Origin of the sequence: Desulfovibrio sp. JY (assembly GCA_021730285.1) — a bacterium.
In the GTDB taxonomy this organism is placed as follows: domain Bacteria; phylum Desulfobacterota; class Desulfovibrionia; order Desulfovibrionales; family Desulfovibrionaceae; genus Solidesulfovibrio.
Window position 1 is genome coordinate 1,639,882 of sequence record CP082962.1, and the last position, 24,902, is coordinate 1,664,783.

The following is a 24,902-nucleotide window of genomic DNA, read 5'->3' on the forward strand; positions in this document are numbered from 1 at the left end:
GCCGGAAAATCGAATAATGCAACCTCCTTTATTGCATTCCCGCGCCCTTTGCGCAAGGGAAGGGACGGCGGCGGCTGTTTTGGGGCCACGCGAATTTGGCGAAACAACTTGCCCATGCCGCGCCGTGGCCTGTACAAGCCAGCCAAAACGGGCAGGCTTAAAGCCTCCCTCAAGGAACGGGTATGGACGAAATACAACGCGAGGCCCGCTGGGCCTTGTCCCTGGACGGGAAAATAGCGCTGTCCAAAGACATCGTCGCCGGGGCCATCGGCCGGTTCGGACCGGATTTCCGGCTGGCCTGGACCGGGGCCAAGGACAGCACGCTGGTGCTTTGGATCACGCGGCAGGTCTGCGCCGAACGGGGGCTTGCCATGCCCCGGGTGGTGACCATCAACGAAGGCGACCCCTTTGACGAGGTCGTGGCGTTTCAAAAGCGCCTGGTCGAGGCCTGGGGACTGGATCTGACCGTCGTCGCCAACGACGACGTCCTGTCGCGCAAGCCGCGTATCGGGGACGTCGTTCCCGTGGCCGCGCTGTCCGAGGACAGCCGGGCGGAACTGGCCCGTACGGGGTTTACCGGCGAGGCCTTTCCCTTCGATCCGGAATCGCCCCTCGGCAACCAGCTGATGAAGGTCGCGCCCTTAAACGCCTTTTTGCGCCGGGAGGGCGTGGCGGCGCTCGGCACGGCCATCCGCTGGGACGAACACCCGGCCCGGGCCCACGAGGACTACGAAAGCCCGCGCGAAGACCCGCCGCATACGCGCATCCACCCCATCCTGCACATGCTCGAGCGCGACGTGTGGGACATCACGCGCGGCAATGACATCCCCTTCTGCGAGCTCTACCGGCAAGGCTACCGCAGCCTCGGCACCAAGACCGGCACCGTGCGCCAAAGCGATCTGCCGGCCTGGGAGCAGGATCTCACCGACCGCTCCGGGGAGCGGGCCGGCCGGGATCAGGAAAAGGAAGAGGCCATGGAGCAGCTGCGCGCCCTGGGCTACATGTAGGCCGGGCCGCCCCGGCGTCACCGGGTGGGCAGGGAATCGACGTAGAGGCTGAGCGAGCCGTCCTCGTCGCGGTAGATGCTGCCGGTCAGGGTGACTCGTTTGCCTTTGAATTTCTTCTGGAACGCCTCTTCCTGTTCCAGGTTGATGGCGTCCGGGGTGAGGACCAGATAGGTGACGCCGTCGTCCGTGGTCAAAAGCAGGCCGTCGGTATAGTCTTCTTCCACGATGCCGGTGACGCTGGCGCCGGTTTTGATGGGCCGCGTGTCGTCGTCCGGGGTCGCGGCCTGGGCCGGGCCGGAAGCAAGCAGCCACGAAAAAAGGGCAGCCAGGCAAAACGTCAGGGCCAAACGCCGCGTATTCATGCCGCCTCCGCGCGATGCGATGTGGTGGAACGCCGTCCGGCCGGGTGGTTCCGGCGGGACGCAATGGCTTTATACCGGATCGGGTCGGTCGGCAATCGTCGGGCAATCGTGCGTCCGCCTTGCCAAAAACGCTTTCCCCGACATATATTGGGCGCATGTCCGAGAACAAGCCATCCCCGGCGCGCAGCCGGGTGTCCGCCCCCCTGGGGACGCTTCGCGGGGGGCTTTACGCCCTGGCCCGCCGCAACGCCGAGGCCGCTCCCGACGGCGCGTCCATCCTCTGCGGGACCACGGTCGTGCGCCACGGCGAACTGGCCGAGCGCGCGGCCCGGCTGGCGGCTGCCCTGGCCGAGCGCGGCCTGGGCAAGGGCGGGCGTCTGGCCGTGCTGTCCCGCAAGACCCCGGCGGCCATCACCGCGTTTCTCGCCGCAGCCGCCTGTGGCGGCGTCTTTTTCCCCCTGGACCCCAACCAGCCGCCGCCGGTCCTGCGCGCCGTGCTCGACCGGCTGGCTCCGGCCTTGGTCTGCGTCGCGGCCGAATTCTTGCCCCTGCTCGAAAACCTGACCGGCGGCAAGCCGCCCTTTGCCCTGGTCGTCATGGACAGGGGCGAGGCGGCCGGGAACGCCGTTCCCCCCGGGCTGTCGGATTTCGAGGCGCTGTGCGCCGGGCCGTTCCCGGCCGCCCTGCCCGAAGTCGGGCCGGACGACCCGGTCTATTTGAACTTCACCTCCGGCACCACGGGCGCGCCCAAGGGGGCCGTGACCACGCTCGGCAACCTGATCGCCAACACCGAGGCTTCGGTGGCCGCCTTCGCGCTCACGGCCGAGGATGTGCATCTGTGCCTGATGCCGGCGTTCGTCCATCCCCACGAGACGCTCATGCGGCCGCTTTTTCTCGGCGGCCCGCTCGTCCTGTGCGACCGGGTGGCGGCCAAGGCCGTGGCCGGGGCGTGTACGCGCCACAAGGTGACGGCGCTTATGGCCGTGGCCGCCATCTACGAAACCCTGCTGCGCCTGCCGGCGGGCTCGGGCAATCCCCTGGCCACGGTCCGGGTGGCCGAATCCGGCGGCATGCACGTGCCCTCCGCCCTGGCCTCCGGGCTTCTGGCGCGCTTTTCCCTGTCCATCCTGCCTGTTTGGGGCAGCACCGAAACCACGGGCGTGGGGCTCGCCAACCGGCCGGGCGAGGCCCATGCCGCCTGCCGGCTTGGGCGGCCGGTTCCCGGTTACCTGGCCCGGGTCGTGCGCGAGGACGGCTCCGAGGCCGAGTGCGGCGAACCCGGGGAACTGGTCGTATCCGGGCCGGGGGTGTGCCCCGGGTATTTCGGCGAGGAGGCGCGGCCGGAATTTCGCCTCTTTGGCGGGCGCTTTCGCACGGGCGACATCGTGCGCCGCGAGCCCGACGGCGCGTTTTATTTCGCCGGCCGCCAAAGCATGTTGCTCAAGGTCGGCGGCATGAAGGTCTTTCCGGTGGAGATCGAGGAGGCGCTTCGAACGCATCCGGACGTGGCCGAGTGCATCGTCATTCCCGAGGCCGACGTGCTGCGCGGCGAGGTGGCCAAAGCCGTGGTGGTGCCGCGCGCCGGGACCGAACTGTCCCCGGCCGGGCTGCGCCATTATCTTGTCGGCCGGCTGCACCGCATGAAGATGCCGCGCGTTATCGAAGTCCGCGAGGCGCTGCCCAGAACCCCAGGAGGAAAAATCGCATGGCGCGCCCTCGTGTCGCCCTAGCCTCGCGTCCGGTGCCCGAAAGCCCAAGCGACTACACGGCCAAAAGTCTGGCGGTCGTGGCCGTGCTGGTGGCCGAAGCCGTCGGGGCCTGCTGCGATCTGCCGGGGATGGTCCGGGGCAGGCGCGTGCTGGTCAAGCCCAATCTGGTGCGCCCCGATCCCCGCAATCCCTGCGCCATCGTGACGGACGAGCGGGTCATCCTGGCCCTGGTGCGCCTGCTGCGCGACGCCGGGGCGGCCAAGGTGCTGGTCGGCGACAACCCGGGCTACGGCCTGTCCCTGGAGCGGGCCCTGTCCTGCCTTTCCGATTTCACCAAGGCGGTTGCCGCCTGCGGCGGGGAAGTGGTCCATTTCGACCGCGACGCGCCCGTGGTCGTGGCCAATCCCGACGCCTTTCTCTTCGATCCGGTGCTTGTGCCGCGCCCCGTGGTCGAGGCCGACGTGCTTATAAACGTGCCCAAGATGAAGACCCACGTGCACACGCTGGTCACCCTCGGCATCAAGAATCTCTACGGCCTGGTGTGCGACGAGCAGCGCATGTTCTGCCACCGCAACGACATAAGTGCCAAGGTGGTGGATATCCTGCGCGTGGTCCGACCGGCGCTTACCGTGCTCGACGGCTTGTGGGCGGTGCAGGGCCAGGCCCCGCTGTCCGGGGCGGCGGTGCCGGACATGAACGTGATCGCGGCCGGAACGGATGTGTGCGCCGTGGATACCGTGGCGGCCGACCTCATGGGCATCGGCGCGGGCGAGGTGGCCATGCTGCGCCTGGCCCGGCAGGAGGGCCTGGGCGAGACCGACCTTGCCGCCATCGAGGTGGTGGGGGCCGATCCGGACATGCTGCGGCGCGTTTTCACGCGGCCGGTCATCGGCTGCGCCGGGGCCTACGCTGCGGTGCGGGTGCTGGAGGGCGGGGCCTGTTTCGGCTGTCTGTCGGCCCTGCGCCATTCCCTGGACAAGCTGGCCAGCGAAGGCGCGTTCGCCGGGCGCGAGCCGGTGACGCTCTATGTCGGCGTGCCCATGCCCGAACGCCGCAACCTGCGCAACGTCAAGGGCGAACCGTGGTGCTTCGGGGCCTGCGCCGCGCCGCTTGTCTACGACACCCGCCACAACACGGGACTCGCCCACTTTATTCCCGGCTGCCCGCCGCATATTTTGGACTTTTACAAGGCGTATAACGTCGCTGGGGGAAAACTTTTCTGAAGAAAGCTTTCCCCCCGGATGCTTTCGCTTCGCTTACGCGGCGTCGGCGTCGTTCTGCCGGGCCTCGTCAAGGCTGAACAGCCGCTGCGTATCGAGCACGATGACGAACTGGTCGCCGTGCCGGCTGATGCCCTGGACGCAGGCGGTGTCCGCCGCCATGCCCATGGCTGGGGGCGGGACGATGTTCGCGGCGTCGAGTTCCAGCACTTCCTTGACCGATTCCGTCAGTCCGCCGATGAGGCGTATCTTCCCCTGCGTGGCCTGTTCCATGATGACGATGCGCGTGTTGATGGTTTGTTCCACCGGCCCGAGCCCCAGCCGTTGGCCGAGATCCATCACGGGCACGGCCTCGCCCCGCACGTCGACCATGCCGCACATGGCCGGCGGCATGTGCGGCACGCGGGTGATGTCGGTGAAATCCAGGATTTCCCGGACCGCGAAGATATCGATGGCGAAGCAGGAGCCCTGGCCAAGGGTCAGGGTCAGATAGCGCCTGCTCGCCGATGCGGCGTTTTCTTCCATGGCAATGCTCCACAATGCGGCCCGGCTTTGGGGCCGGGTCCGCGCTTCCGGCTCGCGCCGTGCGCCCGCGCCTCGTGATATGGGGAAGTGCGGGGACACGGCGCATCGTTGGCGTCAAAAGTGAATGGCTTGATCGGACGCGACGCTAGAAGCGTTCGAACAGGGCCTCGTCCGCCTCGCCGGGCGCTTGTGGGATCGGCGCCGGATCGGGCAGGGGCCTTTTCTTCAGATTCAGACCAGGTTTATGGCCGTTGCCGCCAACGCCGGCCCGGCGCTTCTTTTCGCCCGCTACGCCCGTCGTGCGCCCATCCTGGCCGGCGACCTGGAAAAAGCCCACCGTGCTGACGAGCTGTTCGGCTTGCGAGGAGAGCTCCTCGGCGGTGGAGGCCAGCTCCTCGGAGGCCGAGGCGTTTTGCTGCACGACCTGATCGAGCTGTTGCAGCCCCTTGTTGACCTGTTCCGCGCCGGCGCTCTGCTCGTTGGAAGCCGCGGCGATTTCCTGCACCAGGTCGGAGGTCTTGAGGATATCGGGCACGAGCTTTTCCAGAAGCCGGCCGGCCCGTTCGGCCACGTCCAGGCTCGAGGCCGACAGGCCGTTGATTTCCGCCGCCGCGGCCTGGCTGCGTTCGGCCAGCTTCCTGACCTCGGAGGCCACCACGGCGAAGCCCCGGCCGTGTTCGCCGGCCCGGGCCGCTTCCACGGCGGCGTTTAAGGCGAGCAAGTCGGTCTGGCGGGCGATTTCCTCGATGATGGAAATCTTGGTGGCGATCTGGCGCATGGCCGCCACGGTTTCGGCCATGGCCTGTCCGGACTCCTTGGCGTCCTGGCCGGCCTTGCTCGCCAGGGCTTCGGTCTGGCGGGCGTTGTCGGCGTTGCGCATGATGGAGCCGCTGATCTCCTCCATGGAGGAGGAGCTTTCCTCAACGGACGCGGCCTGTTCCGAGGCCCCCTGGGACAGGGATTCGGACGAAGCGCTCAATTCCTCGGCCCCGGAGGCCATGTTCTCGGCGCCGCTTTGGACTTCTTCCACGACCAGGGTCAGGCGCTTGATCATGGCGTCCAGGGATTCCATGAGCGTGTCGGCCGGGCTCCGTTTCGCCACGGCGATCCGCAGGTCGCCCTGGGCCATGCTGCCGGCGACCGCCGTCACCTCGCTTTCGGCCTTGGCCACTTCGCGCAGGGCCTGGCAGACCTGTCCCACTTCGTCGGCCCGCTCGAAGGTGAGTTTGTGGGTCAGGTCGCCCCGGGCGAGCCCCTTGGCGAAATCCACGCAGGCCGCGAGCGGTCCGGCGATGCCCCGGGAAATGCTCCAGCCGAGGGCCATGCCGACCAGCACGGCCACGGCGATGACAAGGGTCAGCATGGTGCGGCTTTGCTTGTACAGATCCGCCGCTTCCCGGGCGTAGCTCTTGGCGTTGTCTTCCTTATGCCGGACGACTTCCTCGATGAGGTCGTCCAGGGCCCGGGTCCTGTCGCGGCCGGCTCCCATGGACAAGGCCACCGAGGCCCGGTTTGCCTCGAGATCCTCGCTCTTGGTGGCGCTCACGATCTGGTCCCAGATCGGCACCACGGATTGCCAGGCCTGCTCGAGGCGGGTCAGCATGGCCTGGCCTTCCTGGGAGACGAAGAGCGGCCGGGCAGTGGCGATCTGTTCCGCAAATTTTTTCTTGTAATGGTCGATACGCTGGATGAGCTTGCCGCGCTCCTCGCGGGAGGTGGACAAGATAAGGTTCTTTGTGGCCCGATCGGCGTAGACAAGGTTGACATTGGCTTCCTGGATGGCCGCGACGCCCAGCAGTTCCCGCTCGTAGAGCGTGTCCGTCATGTCGCTGATAAGCCCCATGTTGTGCAGACCCAGCAGGCCGACCGCCATGACGATCAGAGACATCAGGATGAAGGAACCAATCAACTTCGGCCCCACACGCATGTTATGAAACCATTGCATGAAATTCTCCTTTTGTTGCACGCTGTATCGTCAAAAAATGGCAGGGATGTTTGCCGTCTGGTGCGTAGCCTCAAAGGCGGGCGCTTCCATGTACGGTCAGTCTCTTGAAATAAAGGGATGGCTGTACGACGCCTGCGGATAGACAGTGGTTTTGGTGCTTATTCTCTCCTTTGTTGCTAGGAATTGTGCTGTGCGTGTAAATGTATGCGAATATGTTTTCCTGGCGATATAGTTATGATATTAATTTAAAGAGATTCCTGTTTCCGGAAGGTTGCTGCTTTCCCGCGCGTGCGGCCTTGCCGAGAGCGGCGGTGCTTATACGGTGTGGCGCGACACAGGGCGCGCCGGGCTGCAACGTTGCCCAACCCGGTTGCCCGACGGCGAAAAAAAGCCTCTGTCTATTTCACGTGAATTGAAGGATACTCATGTCGGGCCAGTCGGCCCCGGACGGGGGGATAAAAAAGGATTGGTTTTCACAGAGAGTTTGCTCGTGAAGGCATTTTAAACTTCATAATGCCCGGTCCCTGCCTGCGGGAAGCACGCTTTCTTTTCCCTTGCGGTGTGTCGCCTTCCCCCTGCCGGGCTTTCGAAACAGGGAGACAATGCCGGCAAATGTTTTTTTTTGCCCCGGGTCGTCTTTCCCGGCGAAAAACATTCGCTTTCCCCGAATTCTTTCTTTCGATCCCAAATATCCTGTTTTGGGATATTACGCAACGTATCCTGTGTGAAACTCGTGAAGCGTACTAGTTACACGCGGCGCTACGAGTGTTTCCGCGCTCTTCTGCTTTCGCTCCGCAAGGAGGCCGGATTGCGCCAGACCGAGTTGGCCGCGCGCCTGGGATATCCGCAATCCTACGTGAGCAAGTACGAAAGCGGGCAGCGGCGCATCGACATGATCGAACTGGAGGCGATATGCCACGCCCTCGGGATAACGCTCAGGGAATTCGTGGAGCGGTTCGAAGGGAATTAGGGGCTGCGGCCGGTGTCTCCGGGCAACCCGGCTTGACCTTTGAAACAGGGACGTTATAGCTTCGGGTCAAAACGATACGCCAGCCTTGCCGATGAGGCCGGCGTTATCGGCTGCCGTGCGCTCCATGCGCCGACAACTTCGTTCGTCCCACCGCCAAGGAGCGCCATGCGGATCAGCAAATTCGCCATTCCAGAGATTATTTTCGGCCGGGGCAGCATCGTCCACCTGGCTTCCTGCGCCAAGCGCCTGGGCGGGCGCCGGGTGCTGCTCGTCAGCGACCAGGGGCTGGTCGCGGCCGGCTGGGTCGACCGGATCATGGACATCCTGCGCGATAACGGCCTCGAATGGGTCTACTACGACGCTGTCAATTCCAATCCGCGCGATTATCAGATCCATGAAGGCGCGGAGATCTACGCCCGCGAGCGGGCCGACGTCATCATCGCCGTGGGCGGCGGCAGCCCCATGGACGCGGCCAAGGGCATCGCCACCATCGTCGGCAACGGCGGCCGCATCAGCGACTACGAAGGGGCCAACCGCATCATGCGGCCCCTGCCCCCCATGATCTTCATGCCGACCACGGCCGGGTCGGGCTCGGACATTTCCCAGTTCTGCATCATCACCGACGTCGAGCGCCAGGTGAAGATGTCCATCATCAGCCGGTCGCTGGTGCCCAACATCTCCATCATCGACCCCCTGGTCCTTTTGACCAAAAGCGAACACCTCATCATCGCCTCGGCCATCGACGCCTTCGCCCACGCCGTGGAATCCTACCTGTCGCTTCTGGCCTCGCCCTTTACCGAGGTGCAGGCCCTAAAAGCCATGCGCCTTATCATGCGCAACCTGCCGGCCGCCCTGGCCGACCGCTCCATCGAGGCCCTGGAAAACCTGAGCATCGCCGCCACCTCGGCCGGCATGTCCTTTTCCAACGCCGGGCTCGGCATCGGCCATTCCCTGGCCCATTCGCTCGGCGGCATGTTCGACGTGCTCCACGGCCTGGTCCACCCCATTCTCCTGCCGCCGGTCATGCGCTACAACCTCCCGACAAGCCTGGATAAGCTGGCCACCATCGGCCGCATTGTCTGCGGCCCGCGCATGTGTTCCTCGGAATACATCGCCCTGGCCGGCATCAACTGGCTGGAGCGCTTCTACGCCGACCTCGGCGTGCCGGTGCGCCTGCGGGACATCCTGCCCGACAAGGGCTGCCTGGAAACCATCGCCCGCACGGCGGTCAACGACGCCTGCACCCTGACCAACCCCCGCCCCGTCACCTGGGAGTCGCTCCTCGGCATCTGCCAGGAGGCCTGGTAATGCCCTGGCGGGCGCCGTCCCTTGAGGATCTCATCGGCATCGAGCACAGCAAACTCGGTTTTTTCCAGGAGCTGCGCCAGACCATCGAGGCCCTCAAGGACGCCAATGCCCAGTCCGCCCAGCGCCGTCGCGAGATAGCCGCCATCCTCGACGGCATCACCGACATCATGATGGTGCTCACCCCGGACCTGCGCATCCTGTCGGTCAACCACGTCTTTCGCCAGGTGTTTCCCGATCCCGCGCCGGAAGGGAAATTCTGCTACGAGATCTTTCGCGGCGAGGACCGGCCCTGTCCGAACTGTCCGGCCCAAAAATCCTTCACCACCGGCGACATCTGCCGCGAAACCGCGATCTTCAAGATCAACGGCAAGAACATCCAGTTCGAGATGGTGGCCTCGCCCATCCACCACCCCGACGACCCCGAGCAGCATATCCTGGTCTTCAAGCGCGACGTGACCAGGGAAAAGGAATACCAGGCCAAGTTCTACCAGGCCGAGAAGATGGCCACCATCGGCATGCTGGCCACGGGCGTGGCCCACGAGGTCAACAACCCGCTGACCGCCATCTTCGGTTTCGCCGAGGGCCTGCGCCGCCGCCTGCCGGCCCTGCGCGAAAAGGTCGACCCGACCGTGGTGGACGACGTGGAGGACTACGTCACCACCATTTTGCAGGAGTGCCGCCGCTGCCAGGACATCGTCACCACGCTCCTCACCTTCAGCCGGCACAGGACCGTGAGCTTTTCCCCGGTGAGCTTAAACGCCGTGGTCGAGGACACGCTCAAGCTCCTGCGCAGCCATCTCCGGCAGCGCAACCAGGCCAAGATCACCGTGCGCACGGAACTGTGCGAACACCTGCCCATGGTTTCCGGCGACGAGCACCAGATCAAGCAGGTGATGCTCAATCTCCTGGTCAACGCCATGGACGCCATCGTCGGCCCCGGCCACATCGTCATCACCACCTTCCAGGAGGGTTCCGGCGCGGTGTGTCTGTCCGTGGAGGATTCCGGCTGCGGCATCCCCGCGGAAAATATGGACAAGCTTTTCGAACCCTTTTTCACCACCAAACGGGCCGGCAAGGGCATCGGCATCGGGCTTTCCACCTGCATGACCATCGTGGACAAACACCAGGGAGAGATTGCGGTCAAAAGCAAGCCCGGCGAGGGCTCGGTCTTCACCGTCAAACTTCCCGTCAACACGGACAAAATATCGTGACCAGCCCCTACAGCGTGCTGGTGGTGGACGACGAGCCCTCCATCGGCAAATTGCTCAAGAAGGAATTGTCTTCCCCGGCCCGCGCCGTCGCGGCGGCGGAATCGGCCCATCAGGCCCGGGAGATGCTGCGGCGCAACACCTACGAAGTGGTGGTCCTCGACCTGCGTCTGCCCGATGCCGACGGCCTGGACGTGCTGGTGGAGATCCGCCAGCATTCCCCGGACGTCGAGGTCATCATCATCACCGGCCACGGCAACATCGACTCGGCCGTGGAGGCCATGAAGCTCGGGGCCTACGACTACATCACCAAGCCGTTCAACCTGGAGGAACTCGAACTGATCGTGGAGCGGGCCTATCAGCGGGCCTGCCTGCGTTTCGAGAACCGCCAGCTCAAGCATGCCCAGAACCAGGGCCAGCCCCAGCAGATCGTGGGCAACTCGGCCGCCATCAAGCAGATCCGCTTCCTCATCGACAAGGTCGCGCCGACCGACGTGCCGGTGCTCATTACCGGCGAGTCCGGGGCCGGCAAGGAAGTCGCGGCCACGGCTATCCAGGCCCGGTCCAAGCGGGCGGACAAGCCGTATGTCATCAAGAACTGCGCCACGCTGCAAAAGGAGCTGGCCCGCTCGGAACTGTTCGGCTACGTCAAGGGGTCTTTTACCGGGGCCATGGAGAACCGCGAGGGACTTATGACCTTCGCCAACAAGGGCACGCTGTTCCTTGACGAGATCGGGGAGCTGCCCATGGAGGTCCAGGCCTCGCTGTTGCGCACCCTGGAGAACAAGACCTACCGCCGGGTCGGCGACAAGGACGAGCGCACCACGGACCTGCGCCTGATTTTCGCCACCAACCGCAACCTGGCCAAGGAAGCCGAGGCCGGGCGGTTCCACGAAGCCCTCTATCACCGCATCAACGTCTTCAACATCGAGCTGCCGCCGCTTAGGGACCGCAAGGAAGACATCCCGCTTCTGGTCGAGTATTTCCTGGACCGGGTCCTGGCCGGCGGCACCTACCGCGTTTCCGACCGGGCCATGGCCTGCCTCATCAACTACCAGTGGCCGGGCAATATCCGGGAACTGCGCAACGTCATCGAACGCGGCGTGATCCTGGCCGAAAACGGGGTGATCACGGAAAACGCCCTGCCGCGCGAACTGTCCATGCAGTCCGAGGGCGAAAACGACTTTCTGTCGCTTGAGGCGGTGGAGCGCGAGCATATCGCCAAGGTCCTGGCCTGCTTCGGCAACAACCGCACCCTGGCCGCCACGGCGCTCGGCATTTCGCGCAAGACGCTGTATCGCAAGATCCGCGAATACGCCATTATGTGATCCGCCCGGCGTCTTTTAGGAGCCCCTGGGGCTCACTGGTGACACACCGTTTCGTGTCTATTGTGACAAAAGGCACCAGAGGCGTGTTTCCGCCCTGGCCGCCATTTTCTCCCGCGTTCGTTTTCTTCCGTTTCCTGCCTGTTCCTCCCCGGAACAATTCCCAATGACCCTGGCCGATTAGCCGCGCCCGGCAAAGAATGTTCGCCGCAAGGCGCCCCGCGCGCTTTCGTCACGCCGATAGCGGTCGGCCGGTATGCATTTTGCTCTTGGTTGTCACGAGAACACGAATTTCGCGTGATCCGCCACACCCTGCCGGCGGTTCACGCGGCGTGGCGATGCCGCGATGCTCGCCCCCAGAAGGAGTCCGACATGGGATGGCGATTTCTCGTAGGCCTGGCCGCCGCGGGCCTTCTGACGCTTTGTCCCGGCGTCGGCAGCGGCGGCCAGCAGGCCCCGCCTGTCCGTTACGTGGGATCCAAGGCTTGCTCCGGCTGCCACAGCGCGCAGTACGAAGCCTTCATGAAGCATTCCAAAAAGGCCCACTCCACCGTCAGCCTGCGCCGCATGGCGGGCAAGCTCACCCCCGAGGAACTCACCGGCTGCTTTGCCTGCCATACCACGGGCTACGGCAAGCCGGGCGGATTCACGAGCTTTGCCGCCACGCCCGGGATGGCCGAGGCCGGTTGCGAGGTCTGCCACGGCCCCGGATCGGCCCATGTCGCCTCGCAGGACCCGGCGGACATCAAGGGCAAGCTCACCGTGGCCGACTGCCAGGGCTGCCACAATGCCACGCGGGTGCGCGCCTTCGGCTACAAGCCGCTCCTGCAGGCCGGCGCCCATTGACGCCCTGCGTCCCGGCGCAACACGGTTTCCAACTCCAACCTCCCGGCGCGCGGAGCGTTGCGCGCGGAGGCAGTCATGTCCAAACGCACCAGTTCCCTCGGAGCCAAGGCCCTGCTTCTGGTCCTGTTCGTGGCCGCCGCCGTGCTGGCCGGGCTGTTCGCCGCCAACACGCTGTGGCAGCGCGAGATCTCCCTGACCCGCATCCGTGAGGCGGCCCGGCGCTCGGCCCGGCTGATCGAACTCGTGGTCAGCGAACCCATGCGTCTGGGCGACAACGAGACCACCACCAGCCAGTTTTCCCTGATCGCCGGCACGCGCGGCCGGTTGCAGGCGTTTTTGACGGATTTTCGCGGCGAGGCCACCTACGCCACGCGCAAGGAGGCCCTGCGCCAGCCCCTGACCCGGACCCTGCCCGGCGCCAAGGTCGCCGCGCTGCTCGAAACGGCGCTGACCAAGGGAGAGGATGCCGCCGGCCTGGAAACCGTGGACGGCAAGCCGTCGTTCGTCACCGTGCGCCCGGTGGCCAATGCGCCCGACTGCCACCATTGCCACGGCGAAAGCCGGGCCATCCTCGGCGCGATGGTCACGGTGGAAGACGTCGGCCCGGAAATGGCGGCGCTCAAGGGGGCCGAGGTCAAGGCCGGGCTGCTGTCCCTTGGGGGACTGCTGGTCCTGGTCGCGGCCCTGTGGCTCTTCATGAAGCGCACCATCATCGACCGGCTGGGCTTTTTGTCCGCCCATAGCGAGCATATCGCGACCGGCGACATGGACGCCTGCCTGGATATCCACCACCTCGTGGACCGGCGGACCCAAAAGGGCCGGGTGGACGAAATCACCCAGCTCGGCCGGTCCCTGTGCACCCTTGTGGACAACCTCAAGCACAAGATCGCCGAGGCCGACCAGAAAAGCTGCGAGGCGGCCAGCGAGGCCGAGCGCGCCGGCACATGCCTGGCCGAGGCGGAAGCGGCCCGGGAGGAAGCCCTGGCCGCCCGCCGGGAAGGCGCTGCCGCCGCCGCCCGCACCCTGGAGGGCGTGCTGGCCCGCATGGGCGAGGCCTCGGCCTCCCTGTCCGAAAAAGTGCAGCAGGCCCGCGACGGCGCGCACACCCAGAAGGACGCGGCCAAGGAAACGTCCCTGGCCATCGGCGAGATGAACACCGTGGTCCTCGAAGTGGCCCAAAACGCCGCCGCCGCCGTGTCCACGGCCGGGGACGCCCGCAACCAGGCCGCCGAAGGCTCCAAATCCGTGCTCGATCTGGTGGCCATGATCGGCTCCATTCGCGAACGGGCCGAGTCCCTGCGCGAGGACATCACCGCGCTTGGCCAGGAGGCCCAGGGCATCGGCGCGGTCATCGGCGTCATCTCCGACATCGCCGACCAGACCAACCTCCTGGCGCTCAATGCCGCCATCGAGGCCGCCCGGGCCGGTGATGCCGGTCGGGGCTTCGCCGTGGTCGCCGACGAGGTGCGCAAGCTGGCCGAAAAGACCATGCAGGCCACGACCGAAGTGGAGCAGGCCGTGACCGCCATCCAACAAGGCACTCGCGAACACGTGGAAAGCGTGCGGGAAACAGCGGAAGCCATCGAAAAAGCCAATGCCCTGGCCCGGGGCTCAGGCGATGCCTTAACCGGCATCGTCTCCCTCGTCGGCGCTTCGGCGGATCAGATCAGTTCCATTGCCGCCGCCGCCGAGGAACAGTCGGCCGTCAGCGAGGAAATCAGCAACACCATGGATTCCATCAGCCACATCAGTGAGGACACCGCCGTGGCCATGGAACACGCCGGCGAGGCCGTGGCCGGCCTGACCGAAGAAGCCCAAAATCTCAAACGCCTCATCGACGAGATGCTGGCCTAGATAGGTAGGTGGGCGGCGCTCGACCGTGACCCGGTAAAGGGGGGACCGGGGGGCATCAAGCCCCCCGGCGGAGTGCAGAGGCGGAGCCTCTGCCGGGGTCTGGGGCGGCGCCCCAGCTATCCCCTATCTGCTAGGCCGTGGCCCAGCGGATGAGGCCCAGGGAGTGGGAATCGAGCAGCAGCGGGTGGTGGGGCAGGATCCGCACGGTATAGCCGAAGCGGCCGGCCTCGGTGGGCTGGATCTTGCCGGTATAGATCTGCCAGCCGTCGGGGGTGATTTCGCTGGGCTGCATATTGACGGTTTCGCGCTGGGCGAATTTGCCTTCGTAGTCCAGCCGGCCGGCGTAGATCTGGACTTCGACGTCCTGGGGCCGGATGCCGTTCAGGTGCACTTCGGCCCGCACCAGCACCGGGTCGCCGACGTGGAGTTCCTCGGGGTCTTCGGAGCGGATGTTGCGGATATCGAGGCTGCTCCATTTGGTCATCATGTCCATGCGCCAGGAGGCCAGGTCCTTGGCGGCGGCGCAGTCGTCGCGGGTCAGCCGGTTGTAGTTTTCCAGCGCCGGCACGTAGGCCACGCGGGCGTAGTCTTCGACCATGCGGTGGGAGTTGTAGAGCGGGGCGAGCTGGCTGATGGAATCCTTCATCTTGCGGATCCAGTTGCGCGGCAGGTTGCCGTGGTGCCCGCGATCGTAGAAGGTCGGGATGATCTCGTTTTCCAGAACGTTGTAGAGGGTCTGGCTTTCCACGAAATCCTGGTAGCCGCCATCCTCGTATTCCTCGCCCTGGCCGATGGCCCAGCCCACGCTGTTGTCGGGCTTCCAGGCCTCGGCCCACCAGCCGTCGAGGGTGCTGTAGTTGAGCACGCCGTTGCACATGGCCTTCATGCCGCTGGTGCCGCAGGCTTCGAGCGGCCGGCGGGGGGTGTTGAGCCACACGTCCACGCCCTGCACGAGATAGCTGGCGATTTCCATGTCGTAGTCTTCCAGGAAGACCATGTTGAAGCGGCACTCGGGGCTCTGGCAGATCTGCACCAGTTCCTGGATGATCTTTTTGCCTTCGTTGTCGTGGGGGTGGGCCTTGCCGGCGAAGATGAACTGCACGGGGTGGTCGGTGTTGGAGAGGATCTTGAGCAGTCGCGCCTTGTCGCTGAGCAGCAGATTGGCCCGCTTGTAGGTGGCGAAACGGCGGGCGAAGCCGATGGTCAGCGTCTGGGGATCGAGGACTTCCTCGGCGTTTTGCAGTTCCGCGCGCCTGGCGCCCCGGGCCAGCAGCTGATCGCGCAGCCGTTCGCGCACGTAGCCGACCAGCCGTTCGCGCAGCCGTTCGTGGGCGCGCCACAGCTCGGCGTCGGAAATCAGATGCGTCTGGGCGAAGACGCGGCCGGTGTCCGGATCCTCGCGCCAGTTGGCCCCGAAGTAGCGGTCGTAGAGGGTGGCCAGGTCCTGGGCCACCCAGGTCGGCACGTGCACGCCGTTGGTCAGCGCCCCGATGGGCACGTCCTCCACGGGATACTGGTTCCAGACGCGGTTCCACATCTTGCGCGAGACCACGCCGTGGAGCTTGGAGACGCCGTTGTTGAAGCGCGAGAGCTTGAGCGCCAGGACCGGCATGCAGAAGTGCTCGGCGTCGTTTCGCGGGTCCTCGCGGCCAAGGGCCATGAGCACCTTGAAGGCCAGGCCCAGGCGCTTGGCGTAGTCCTCGAAATAGGCCTGGATCAGGTCCGGCGGAAAGCGGTCGTTGCCGGCCGGCACGGGCGTGTGGGTGGTGAAGATGGAGCTCGAGGCCACGAGTTCCATGGCGGCCTCGAAGGAAAGCTTGTGCTTGTCCATGAAGATGGCGATGCGCTCGAGGCCGGCGAAGGCGGAATGGCCTTCGTTCATGTGGATGACCTTGGGCTTGAGCGAGAGCGCTTCCAACGCCCGGATGCCGCCGATGCCGAGCAGGTATTCCTGGCGCACCCGGGTTTCCAGGTCGCCGCCGTAGAGCCGGTTGGTGAGCTGGCGGGAGGCGGGCTGGTTTTCCGGCACGTTGGTGTCCATGAGGTAGAGCGACACCCGGCCGACCTGGGCTTTCCATATCTGGGCGTGGACCCGTTCGCCCTTGAGGTCGACGTGGATCATGATGCGCTCGCCGGCGTCGTTTTTACAAAGCGACAACGGCATCTGCTCGAAATCGTATATCGGGTAGCGTTCCTGTTGCCAGCCGTCGGCCGTCAGGTACTGGCGGAAATAGCCCTGCTGGTAGCACAGCCCGATGCCGACCAGGGGCACGCAGAGATCGCTTGCCGACTTGAGGTGGTCGCCGGCCAGGATGCCGAGCCCGCCGGAATAGACGGGCAGACAGGCGCTGATGCCGTATTCCAGGCTGAAATAGGCCACCACCGGCTGGCCGTCGCGGTCCGGAAAGGGGATGGAGGTGGTTTTGCGGGAAAGATAGGTCTCGAGGATCTGGCGCAGGTCGCCCACCCGTTCGACGAAAAAGTCGTCCTCGGCCAGGGTTTCCAGGGTTTTTTGCGGCAGCCGGTTGAGGAAGCCCACCGGATTGCCCGAGCACTCGCGCCACAGTTTCCGGTCCACCTGGGCGAAAAGCGTTGCAATGTCGTCGTTCCAGGAAAAAAGCAGATTGTAGGCCAGATCCCAAAGCGCATTGAGCTTTGGCGGCAATTTCGGCACAACGCTATAGACGCGTAACGGCTGCATGCGGTTCCCCTCTTACGGCTTATTGCATCACGGCGCGCATCGCCGCGCAATATCGGCGCCTTGCCGGCATCTACCCACAAGGCCCTTCAAATTGCAAGGCCGGTTCCAAAACGTCACGACCATGACACCAGTCTGAAAAAATGCGTTATTTCAATAGGTTATATTTTATTTACAAAATCAACAGATACGGTAGGTTATCGCCCTTATTTCACCAGCCGGGAGGTCGTCCACGTGTCCGACGCCACAAGCATCCTGCGCATCAAGTTTCTGCGCGATTCCAGCCGCGATAATCCGCCCACGGTCGCCACGCCCGGCTCGGCCGGGCTGGACCTGCGCGCGGACATCGACACGGATGCGCTGACCGTGTCCCCCGGCGATCGCGTGGCCGTGCCGACCGGCATCGCCATCGAAATCGACGCTCCCGGCGTGGCCGGCTTCGTCTATTCCCGCTCGGGACTCGGCGCCAAGCACGGCCTGACCGTGGCCCAGGGCGTGGGCGTCATCGACCCCGACTACCGGGGCGAAATCACGGTGTGGCTGCTCAATACGTCCAAGGAGCCGGTCACCATCGCCCGCCACGAGCGCATCGCCCAGCTCGTGCTCGCGCCCGTCGTGCGGCCCGTCATCATGCCCGTGGAGGAGCTCGGCGACACGTCGCGCGGCAGCGGCGGCTTCGGCCACACCGGCAAGGCGTGAGGCGAGGCGAGGCGGGAGGGGGAGGCCTCCGGCGGCCAGGGGAGGCGCTGCCTCCCCTGGACCCCTCCGCCGGGAGGCCGAGGGCCCCCCGGACCCCCCTGACGGGTGCGTGCGGTGCTTGGGCGACAGCTTTGGGCGGCGGGAGATCGACGTTTGTTGCCGCAATCGGCCCGTCGGCACGAGGCGCGTTGCGCCTCGACGCCGGACGAGATTGCGGCAACAAGGTGCGCCAGCGGCGAAGCGCCGCATGGAAAGGCAAGATTGGCGGCATAACTTTTAGGAGTTTTTGGGGAGGGTGGGGGTCCGGGGGAGGGAACCCCTTTTTGCAAAAAGGGGTTCCCTCCCCCGGTTCCTCCGTTTCCTCCCTCCCCCCAAGGAGGAATGCGATGAGCGAGGCGTTCGACGCGCTGCAAGCGCGGGAGCAGGCAGCGGTCATGAGCACCTATGGCCGGTATCCGTTGGCCGTATCCTCGGCCAAGGGATGCCGTCTGTATGATCTTGATGGCCGTGAATACATTGATCTTTTGGGCGGGATTGCCGTGTGCAACCTGGGGCATTGCCGCGAGGAGATCGCCGAGGTGATCGCGGCCAAGGCCCGCGAGCTCGTGCATGTGAGCAACCTTTTCTACCAGCGTGAGCAGGTGGAGCTGGCCGAGGCGCTCAAGGCCACCTGCCATGCCGGCAAGGTGTTTTTTTGCAATTCCGGGGCCGAGGCCAACGAAGGCGCCATCAAGCTGGCCCGGCGTTACATGCGCACGGTCAAGGAGCGCGACGCCTACGAGATCGTCACGCTGACGCATTCCTTTCACGGCCGCACCCTGGCCACGCTGACGGCCACCGGGCAGGACAAGATCAAGTTCGGCTTCGATCCGTTGCCGGAGGGGTTCGTGACCGTGCCGTCCGGCGACATCGAAGCCATGCGGGCGGCCATCGGGCCGCACACGGCGGCGGTGCTGGTGGAGTGCATCCAGGGCGAGGGCGGGGTGAACCCGCTTTCCAAAGAGTACGTGACGGCCCTGGCGGCGCTGTGCAAGGAAAAGGACATCCTTTTCATGTGCGACGAGGTGCAGTGCGGCATGTGCCGGTCGGGCCGGTTCTGGGCCTTCCAGAACTACGGCGTCGAGCCGGACGTCTTCACCTGCTCCAAGGCCCTGGCCAACGGGCTGCCCATGGGCGCGGTGCTGGCCACGGACGCCGTCGCGGCCGGATTCGTGCCGGGAGCCCATGCCACCACGTTCGGCGGCGGGGCACTGGTGTCGGCAGCGGCGACCAAGACCCTGGCCATCATGCGCGACGACCATCTGGCCGAGCGGGCGGCGCGCATGGGCGACTTCGCCAAGGCCCTGTTCGAGGATGTGAAGGCCCAGTGTCCCGGCAAGATCGAGACGATTCGGGGCATGGGACTCATGCTCGGCATCGTGCTGACCTTCCCCGGGGCCGATGTCTGGAAGAAACTGCTCGATCGCGGGTTCGTGCTGAACCTCACCCAGGGCAACGTGCTGCGGCTGCTGCCGCCCCTGGTCATCGAACAGGAAGACCTGAAACTCTTCGCTTCCGCCCTGGCCGACGTCCTGGGCGAGGTGTAAGCGCGGGCAGGGGAGGCTTTGCCTCCCCTGCACCACACCATACCAAAGCCGGAAAAAGTTTTTGAAGGGGGTCCAGGGGGAAACTTTTTCAAAAAGTTTCCCCCTGGCCTTTTTCTACCGAAACGCCCGGGTGACGAAGGTCCAGGCGGATTTCACCACGCTGGCGACGCCCTTGCGCCGGCCCATCTCCATAAGAATCGACAGGCTCTGGCCGGGCTCACTCAAGTATTTGAGCAGCTTCTTCTTGGCCACGCGGCGGGAGAAGATGCCGTACCAGCGGTCGATCTCCTCGGCCGGCAGGTCCGGATATCCCACCACGCAGGAGCCCATGCCGTCGAAGCTGGTCAGGTCCTTGGCCACCAGGTAGCCGCGTTCGCTGGCCCAGGCGTACATGGGCGTGCCGGGATAGGGCACGGCCTTGGACACCTGCGCCGTGTCGGCGTCGAGTTCCTCCATGAAGGCCAGGGACTTCTTGATGGTTTCCTCGGTTTCGCCGGGAAGGCCCAGGCAGAAGGTGGCGTGGGTGCGGATGCCGCATTCCCGGCACCATTTGACCACCTGCCGGCATTTATCGAGGTCGAGCGGCTTGCCGATGGCTTTGAGGATGTCCGGATCGGCCGATTCCACGCCGAATTTCATGCCGATGCAGCCAGCGTCGGCCATGGCGAAAAGCGTCTCCCGGTCCACGAACATGGCGTCGCCCATGACGGTCCAGGGAATTTTGATCCCGCGTTCCTTGATGGCCGCGCAGATGCCGAGCACGTGGGATTTTTTCACCACAAAGCTCTGGTCGTCGAAATAGAACTGCTTGGCCCCGAAGCGTTTGATGCAATATTCCATCTCCTCGGCCACTTTCTGCGGATCGCGGGGCCGGTAGCGCGGCGAGGCGTACATGATGTGGCGTTCCTGGCAGTAGACGCAGCCGCAGGGGCAGCCGCGCGAGGAGACGATGTTGATGCAGGGCGAGTAGAGGGTGAAGTCCGGGTAGATGGTGGCCGGAAAATCCTCGCGGTCGGGGAAGGGCAGGCTGTCGAGATCGGCCAGCAGTTCGCGCCGGCCGGTATTCACGATTTGCCCGTCCTTGCGGCAGACCAGCCCGGGGATGTCGGAGAGGTCTCCGCGACCGGCCATAAGCGCCTCGATCACGTCCTTGACCGTCATTTCGTATTCGCCGATGGCGGCGAAATCGAGGCAGACGTTTTCGGTCAGCAGCGCCTCGGCGGCCACGGTGGCATGGTTGCCGGCCACGAGCACCTTGCAGCCGGTTTCCCGCTTGAGCCTGTCCAGAAAGCGCAGGTCGTCGGCCAGGGTCAGGGCGGCCAGTTCGGTGACGATGAGGTCGGGCTTGCGCCGTTTGACCTCCACGAGCATTTCGGCGTCGGTGAAGTCCATGACCACGCCGTCGAGGCCCGAGCAGGCGGCCTTGGTGTCCCGTTTGCAGAGGGCCAGGGCGTAGGCCAGCCAGAAGGGAAAGGGATAGTAATCGACGGACTTGGCGTAGCCGATGGTCATGGGCCAGCGGGAGCCGGCCTTGATGAAGTGACGGACCTTGCCGTCAGGATCGACTTTGACCCCGGCCAGATTGGCGAAAAGGACATTCATGGGCGGACGATTCTCCTTTTGGACGGTCGCGCGCCGTCCCCGCGCGGCTCGTTATCATGGTCGCGGCAAAACCGAAAGGGAAGGCGGGGTGGCCGCTCCCGTACGAGAGCGGGAACTCTTTTCTGAGGAATATCTCTTTCTCAGAAGCGTTGGATAGTATGTTATTTCAAGAGATAAAAAGTTTAGGAAGGGGAGAGCGCGAGAGGGGAGAACCCTTTTCAAAGGGTTTCCCCTCTCGCATTCTCTTGCCTCTCTGCCTCCCTGCCTCCCCCCTACCGCAGTTCGCGCACGCGCACGTCGATGCCCGAATCCTTGAGCAGGGCCACGAGCTTGGTCGGGTCCGTTTCGCCGAAGTGATAGGGATAGAGGACCTTGGGCTTGAACATTTGCGCCGCCTCGGCCGCCATTTCCGGCGTCATCGTATAGGGCAGGTTCATGGGCAAAAAGGCGATGTCGATATTCTTGAGGTTGGCCATCTCGGGGATGTTTTCCGTGTCCCCGGCCACGTAGACGCGCAGGTCGCCGAAGGTCAGGATGTAGCCGTTGCCCCGGCCCTTGGGATGGAAGGGCGTTCCCGGCGCGCGCATGTGCTTGATGTTGTAGGCCGGCACGGCTTCGACGGGTATGCCGGCGACGGTCGCGCTCTGGCCGTTTTCCAGCACCGTGCCCCGACCGAGCTTTTCCAGGCAGGGGCCGGTCAACACGATGGCGGTGTCCGGGCCGGCAATCTTGGCGATGGCTTCGGGGTCCAGATGGTCGCCGTGCTCGTGGGTGAGCAGCACCAGATCGGCCGGGGGCATGGTCCCGTAATCGCCCACCTTGCCGAAGGGGTCCACGTAGATTTCCTTGCCGCCGTATTCGAAGCGCAGGGAACCGTGGCCGATGAAAAAGATGCGCAGCGGGCCGCCCGAGGTGGCGAATTCGTCGGACGCCGGAGCTGCCGCGAAGGCCGGCGCGGCCAGGCCGAAAAACGCCACGCAGGTGAGAAGAACGCATTCCGCCAGCATGGGAACCTCCAGGGATGAGTTTGCCGCCTTTTACCAACCTTCGCGGCGAAGGGGAAGGTGACGCGTCATGACCGTTTTGCTCCCCGGCGCAAGCGGTAGCGGGTGGCCGGTCCCCGGCCGTCCTTGTCCAGGACGCCACGGCTCACGAGGTCTTGCAGGTCGTGCTGGGCCGTGCGTTGGGGAATGTCGCCGCCGGCGTCCTGGTAGTCCTGGCGCGAGAAGACGCCGCGATCGACCAGGGCAAGGAGCGCGGCGCGCTGCCGGTCGGACAGGGAAGCGTCGCCGAACGGGTCGGAGGCGGAGGGAGGCTCGACGGGGGACGCGTCTGCCGTCTGGCGTGCTTTTGGCGCGATTGGCGACCTCCTTTCCAGGGGAAGGGCCTCACGCGGCGCGCCGTCGCGACTGTCGCCGAGGGTCACTTCCCTGGCGAGCAAGGCCGCGATGAGCCGGTTGCAGACACGCTTGACCCTGGTGACCTCGAGCCCGCTGTCCGGCAGTTCGATTTCCCGCAGATGGCCTTCGTGGCGCATTTCCCGCAGGGCATCGGCAAGGCGCGTCATCGGCTGGACAATGCGGCCGGACAACACGACGATCAGGACGGCCAAAAGGAGCGCACTTGCGGCCGTGGCCAGAAACAGGATGTTGCCCTGGTCGAACTGGGCCGCGCGCGGCAGCAAACTGCGGTCGATATAAATGACGCCGCCCACGACTTCGGTTTTGTCGTCCGGCCCGCTGGCGAAGCGCACCGGCGCGTAGCCGACGAAGTCGTCGCTGGAGGCGATCTTGGGCGGTCCGAACCCCGGTTCGGCGCGTTCCATGCCGGCGTGGCCCTGCCGGATGGCCTCGATCATGCGCCAATAGGCTTCATGGTCCGGGGCCGGGCGAAACGCGCCGTCGTCGCCGGGACTGCCGGTGTCGCCGGAAAGCCCCGGCTTGACGCCGGCAACCGAGATCTCGCGTGTCGGTTCCGCCACGTTCTCGGATTGGAAAAGCATCCAGCCCTGGTCGTCCACAAAGAGGCTTTGCCGGTTTTCCCGGGTGCGGTGAAAGCCCAGGATCGGGGACTGGGGCGAGTTGTACAGCGACAGGATGTTGCGGACGGCCCGGGCGTCGATGGACAGAACCAGGAAACCGGCCGGTCGGCCGTCCGGCCCGGCCACGGGCGTGGTCAGGCGAAAAAGGGCCAGATTGCGCTGGCGCGGCTCGAAGCCCAGTCCCATGGGCGGGTAATAGACTTCGGTCAACGCGGACAGGCTGACCTGGCCCGGCTTCAGGGACGTTGCCTTGCGGGGGAGCGCCAGGGGACCGTTTTGGGCCCGGCGCGCCACATCCGGCGAAACGTCCGCCACCCGGCCGTCGCTTTTGAGCAACACCACGGGATCGTCTGGGCCGGCCGGGATGGAGGCCGCCTCGGCATAGACCATGCCCCGGGCGGCGGCGGCGCCTTCCATGAAATCGTGCAACCGCTCCCGGGTCACGGGCTTGTGGGCCAGGGCCACGGCGTCCTCGCGGCAGCCGGCCAGCAGATTTTGGAGCTCCCGGGCCTGGGCCAGGGTGAGGCTCAGGGAGCCGCGCGCGATGGCCGTTTCCACGGAGGAATTGGCCGAGCGCATGAGCAGGAGCCCGGTTGTGGCCAGAAGCACGATGACGGCCGGAACAAGGATGAAAAGGAGCGTTTGACGGATGCTCCACGGCGTGCGCGCGCGGGCATGGCGGTCGGTTGGGGGCTGATGCCCGGCCAGGCTGAAACGTCGCAGCATGGGGCCTCCAGCGTCCATCCGGTTTGGCGGGATTGGCGCAATTATTCGTTTCGGCGATATGTTGCGCAAAATCATGCCGCGTTTGTCAAGGGCAATTCCGTGAAATATGGCTTCTCATCGTATGACGCGCCGGCTGCCGTTACTGGCTGTCGGCGGGAAAAGGGCGCGTTTGCAGACGATGGCGCATCCTCCGGGTCCGGCAATCTCCGTGGTTGCCTGGCAGCCGGTTTCCGTTTACAGGGCTCGCTTATGCCCCGACGAGTAGCCCCCATGACGAAGCACGTGCGCTTGCCCGTGCCTCTTTGCGCCGTGTCCGCCATGTCCCGGACCGGCATCGCGCCGCGTTGTCCGGCAGGCTGGGCTTCGCCAGAGGTGATGGTTTGAGCGAGGCCTCCCTGGTACGCTTGCGCGACGGGCTCGGCTGGCTGGCGGTGGCCTTTTGCCTGTGCGTCGGTCTGGCCCTGGCCGATGGTTTCGTCGACAACGCCCGCACCGGGGCGAACATGGTCTTCCTTTTGCCGGGCGAAACGGCCCGTCTTTCCGGCCCGCTTCCCGCCGATGTGCGGCGTGCCTCGGACCTCGTCCTCGCCGTGGACCATCCCGGTATCACCGTTGCCGTGACCGGGCAGGAGGCGGGGGGATTTTGGGGCGGCCGCATGTGGCAGGCGACGGTTTCGGCCGCGCCGGACGCAGCCCCGGAAACGGGCACGGTGATCGTGCGCGAGCCCGGGACCGACGCCAACAGGCCGGATCAGGCCTTTATCATCCGTGTCTTCGCCGACAAGGCCAGCCTGGACGACGCCACCAATTCCCGCATCCGGCACCTTTTCGGCGTATCGCCCCTGTTCCTGGCCGGGTGGGGCATGCTTGGCGCGGCGCTTACCGGAGTGGCTGTTCTCCTGCTGTCGCGGCGGTTGGCCACGATCCGAGCCGTTCGGGGCAAGGCAGTTGTTTTCATGACGAAAAAGACGCCGGACGGGCTGCTTATTTGCTTTGGCCTTGGCGCTGACCACGGCCTTGCCCCCGGTTCACACGTGGCCGTGTACGATGCGGCCGGGACGCACGTGGCCATGGCCACGGTGGTGCGGTGCACGCCGGAAGAGGCCTCGGCCCTGGTGACGGACGAGAAACGGGTCCTCCCGGGCCACATCGTTACGAAGCCCGTGAAAGAAGGGAAGAGGGGGGAAGGTGCGAGAGGGGAAACCCTTTAAAAAGGGTTCTCCCCTCTCGCGCTCTCCCCTTCCTAAAGTCTTTAATGGTTACGGCTGGTT

Annotated in this window: 19 protein-coding genes; 12 read left to right on the forward strand and 7 right to left on the reverse strand. The window is 65.3% G+C overall.

Features of this window, described 5'->3' with window-relative positions:
• The first annotated feature begins 182 nt into the window (after positions 1-182).
• Entirely contained in the window at positions 183-1,007 is an 825-nt protein-coding gene (locus K9F62_07345; protein UJX42474.1) for a phosphoadenosine phosphosulfate reductase family protein, read from the forward strand.
• 17 nt (positions 1,008-1,024) lie between these two features.
• On the opposite strand, the gene K9F62_07350 is transcribed toward K9F62_07345, so the two are convergent.
• On the reverse strand, positions 1,025-1,369 hold the full coding sequence (locus K9F62_07350; protein UJX42475.1) for a hypothetical protein: 345 nt from the start codon (positions 1,367-1,369) through the stop codon (positions 1,025-1,027).
• Between the two features lie 155 nt (positions 1,370-1,524).
• Here K9F62_07350 and K9F62_07355 point away from each other — a divergent pair, with 155 nt between their 5' ends.
• Positions 1,525-3,099, forward strand: coding sequence for an acyl--CoA ligase (locus tag K9F62_07355; GenBank protein UJX42476.1), 1,575 nt, complete (start codon positions 1,525-1,527; stop codon positions 3,097-3,099).
• Complete coding sequence (locus K9F62_07360) at positions 3,075-4,301, forward strand: DUF362 domain-containing protein (protein UJX42477.1); 1,227 nt, start codon at positions 3,075-3,077, stop codon at positions 4,299-4,301. Before K9F62_07355 ends, K9F62_07360 begins: the two co-directional genes overlap by 25 nt.
• Before the next feature lie 33 nt (positions 4,302-4,334).
• Here the strand turns inward: K9F62_07360 and K9F62_07365 are convergent, their stop codons facing one another.
• On the reverse strand, positions 4,335-4,823 hold the full coding sequence (locus K9F62_07365; GenBank protein ID UJX42478.1) for a chemotaxis protein CheW: 489 nt from the start codon (positions 4,821-4,823) through the stop codon (positions 4,335-4,337).
• Positions 4,824-4,968: 145 nt separating this feature from the next.
• Positions 4,969-6,768: an MCP four helix bundle domain-containing protein gene (locus tag K9F62_07370; protein UJX42479.1), complete on the reverse strand. Its 1,800-nt coding sequence runs from the start codon at positions 6,766-6,768 to the stop codon at positions 4,969-4,971.
• Positions 6,769-7,471: 703 nt separating this feature from the next.
• Between K9F62_07370 and K9F62_07375 the strand changes: the two genes are divergently transcribed.
• The 6 genes from K9F62_07375 to K9F62_07400 all read left to right on the forward strand — a co-directional run bounded on the left by K9F62_07375 (position 7,472) and on the right by K9F62_07400 (position 14,279).
• Entirely contained in the window at positions 7,472-7,738 is a 267-nt protein-coding gene (locus K9F62_07375) for a helix-turn-helix transcriptional regulator (protein UJX43166.1), read from the forward strand.
• A 165-nt stretch (positions 7,739-7,903) separates the two neighbouring features.
• Positions 7,904-9,046, forward strand: a complete 1,143-nt coding sequence (locus tag K9F62_07380; GenBank protein UJX42480.1) for an iron-containing alcohol dehydrogenase — start codon at positions 7,904-7,906, stop codon at positions 9,044-9,046.
• Complete coding sequence (locus K9F62_07385) at positions 9,046-10,257, forward strand: PAS domain-containing protein (protein ID UJX42481.1); 1,212 nt, start codon at positions 9,046-9,048, stop codon at positions 10,255-10,257. The genes K9F62_07380 and K9F62_07385 overlap by 1 nt, the downstream gene beginning before the upstream one ends.
• The gene (locus K9F62_07390) at positions 10,254-11,582 is read left to right on the forward strand and encodes a sigma-54 dependent transcriptional regulator (protein ID UJX42482.1); all 1,329 of its coding nucleotides are present in this window, start codon (positions 10,254-10,256) and stop codon (positions 11,580-11,582) included. The genes K9F62_07385 and K9F62_07390 overlap by 4 nt, the downstream gene beginning before the upstream one ends.
• A gap of 369 nt (positions 11,583-11,951) precedes the next feature.
• Positions 11,952-12,425, forward strand: a complete 474-nt coding sequence (locus tag K9F62_07395) for a cytochrome c family protein (GenBank protein UJX42483.1) — start codon at positions 11,952-11,954, stop codon at positions 12,423-12,425.
• Between the two features lie 75 nt (positions 12,426-12,500).
• Positions 12,501-14,279, forward strand: a complete 1,779-nt coding sequence (locus K9F62_07400; GenBank protein UJX42484.1) for a methyl-accepting chemotaxis protein — start codon at positions 12,501-12,503, stop codon at positions 14,277-14,279.
• A gap of 130 nt (positions 14,280-14,409) precedes the next feature.
• Here K9F62_07400 and glgP read toward each other — a convergent pair whose 3' ends face one another.
• Complete coding sequence (glgP, locus tag K9F62_07405; protein ID UJX42485.1) at positions 14,410-16,980, reverse strand: alpha-glucan family phosphorylase; 2,571 nt, start codon at positions 16,978-16,980, stop codon at positions 14,410-14,412.
• Positions 16,981-17,211: 231 nt separating this feature from the next.
• On the opposite strand from glgP, the gene dut reads away from it, so the two are divergent.
• Both dut and K9F62_07415 read left to right on the forward strand, forming a co-directional pair.
• The gene (gene dut / locus K9F62_07410; GenBank protein ID UJX42486.1) at positions 17,212-17,676 is read left to right on the forward strand and encodes a dUTP diphosphatase; all 465 of its coding nucleotides are present in this window, start codon (positions 17,212-17,214) and stop codon (positions 17,674-17,676) included.
• Between the two features lie 386 nt (positions 17,677-18,062).
• On the forward strand, positions 18,063-19,262 hold the full coding sequence (locus tag K9F62_07415; GenBank protein UJX42487.1) for an aspartate aminotransferase family protein: 1,200 nt from the start codon (positions 18,063-18,065) through the stop codon (positions 19,260-19,262).
• Positions 19,263-19,376: 114 nt separating this feature from the next.
• Here the strand turns inward: K9F62_07415 and K9F62_07420 are convergent, their stop codons facing one another.
• The 3 genes from K9F62_07420 to K9F62_07430 all read right to left on the reverse strand — a co-directional run bounded on the left by K9F62_07420 (position 19,377) and on the right by K9F62_07430 (position 23,631).
• Positions 19,377-20,864, reverse strand: coding sequence for a B12-binding domain-containing radical SAM protein (locus tag K9F62_07420; GenBank protein ID UJX42488.1), 1,488 nt, complete (start codon positions 20,862-20,864; stop codon positions 19,377-19,379).
• Positions 20,865-21,136: 272 nt separating this feature from the next.
• Positions 21,137-21,871: an MBL fold metallo-hydrolase gene (locus tag K9F62_07425; protein ID UJX42489.1), complete on the reverse strand. Its 735-nt coding sequence runs from the start codon at positions 21,869-21,871 to the stop codon at positions 21,137-21,139.
• 65 nt (positions 21,872-21,936) lie between these two features.
• Positions 21,937-23,631, reverse strand: a complete 1,695-nt coding sequence (locus tag K9F62_07430) for a cache domain-containing protein (protein UJX42490.1) — start codon at positions 23,629-23,631, stop codon at positions 21,937-21,939.
• A gap of 380 nt (positions 23,632-24,011) precedes the next feature.
• Between K9F62_07430 and K9F62_07435 the strand changes: the two genes are divergently transcribed.
• Complete coding sequence (locus tag K9F62_07435; protein ID UJX42491.1) at positions 24,012-24,842, forward strand: hypothetical protein; 831 nt, start codon at positions 24,012-24,014, stop codon at positions 24,840-24,842.
• Positions 24,843-24,902 lie beyond the last annotated feature (60 nt).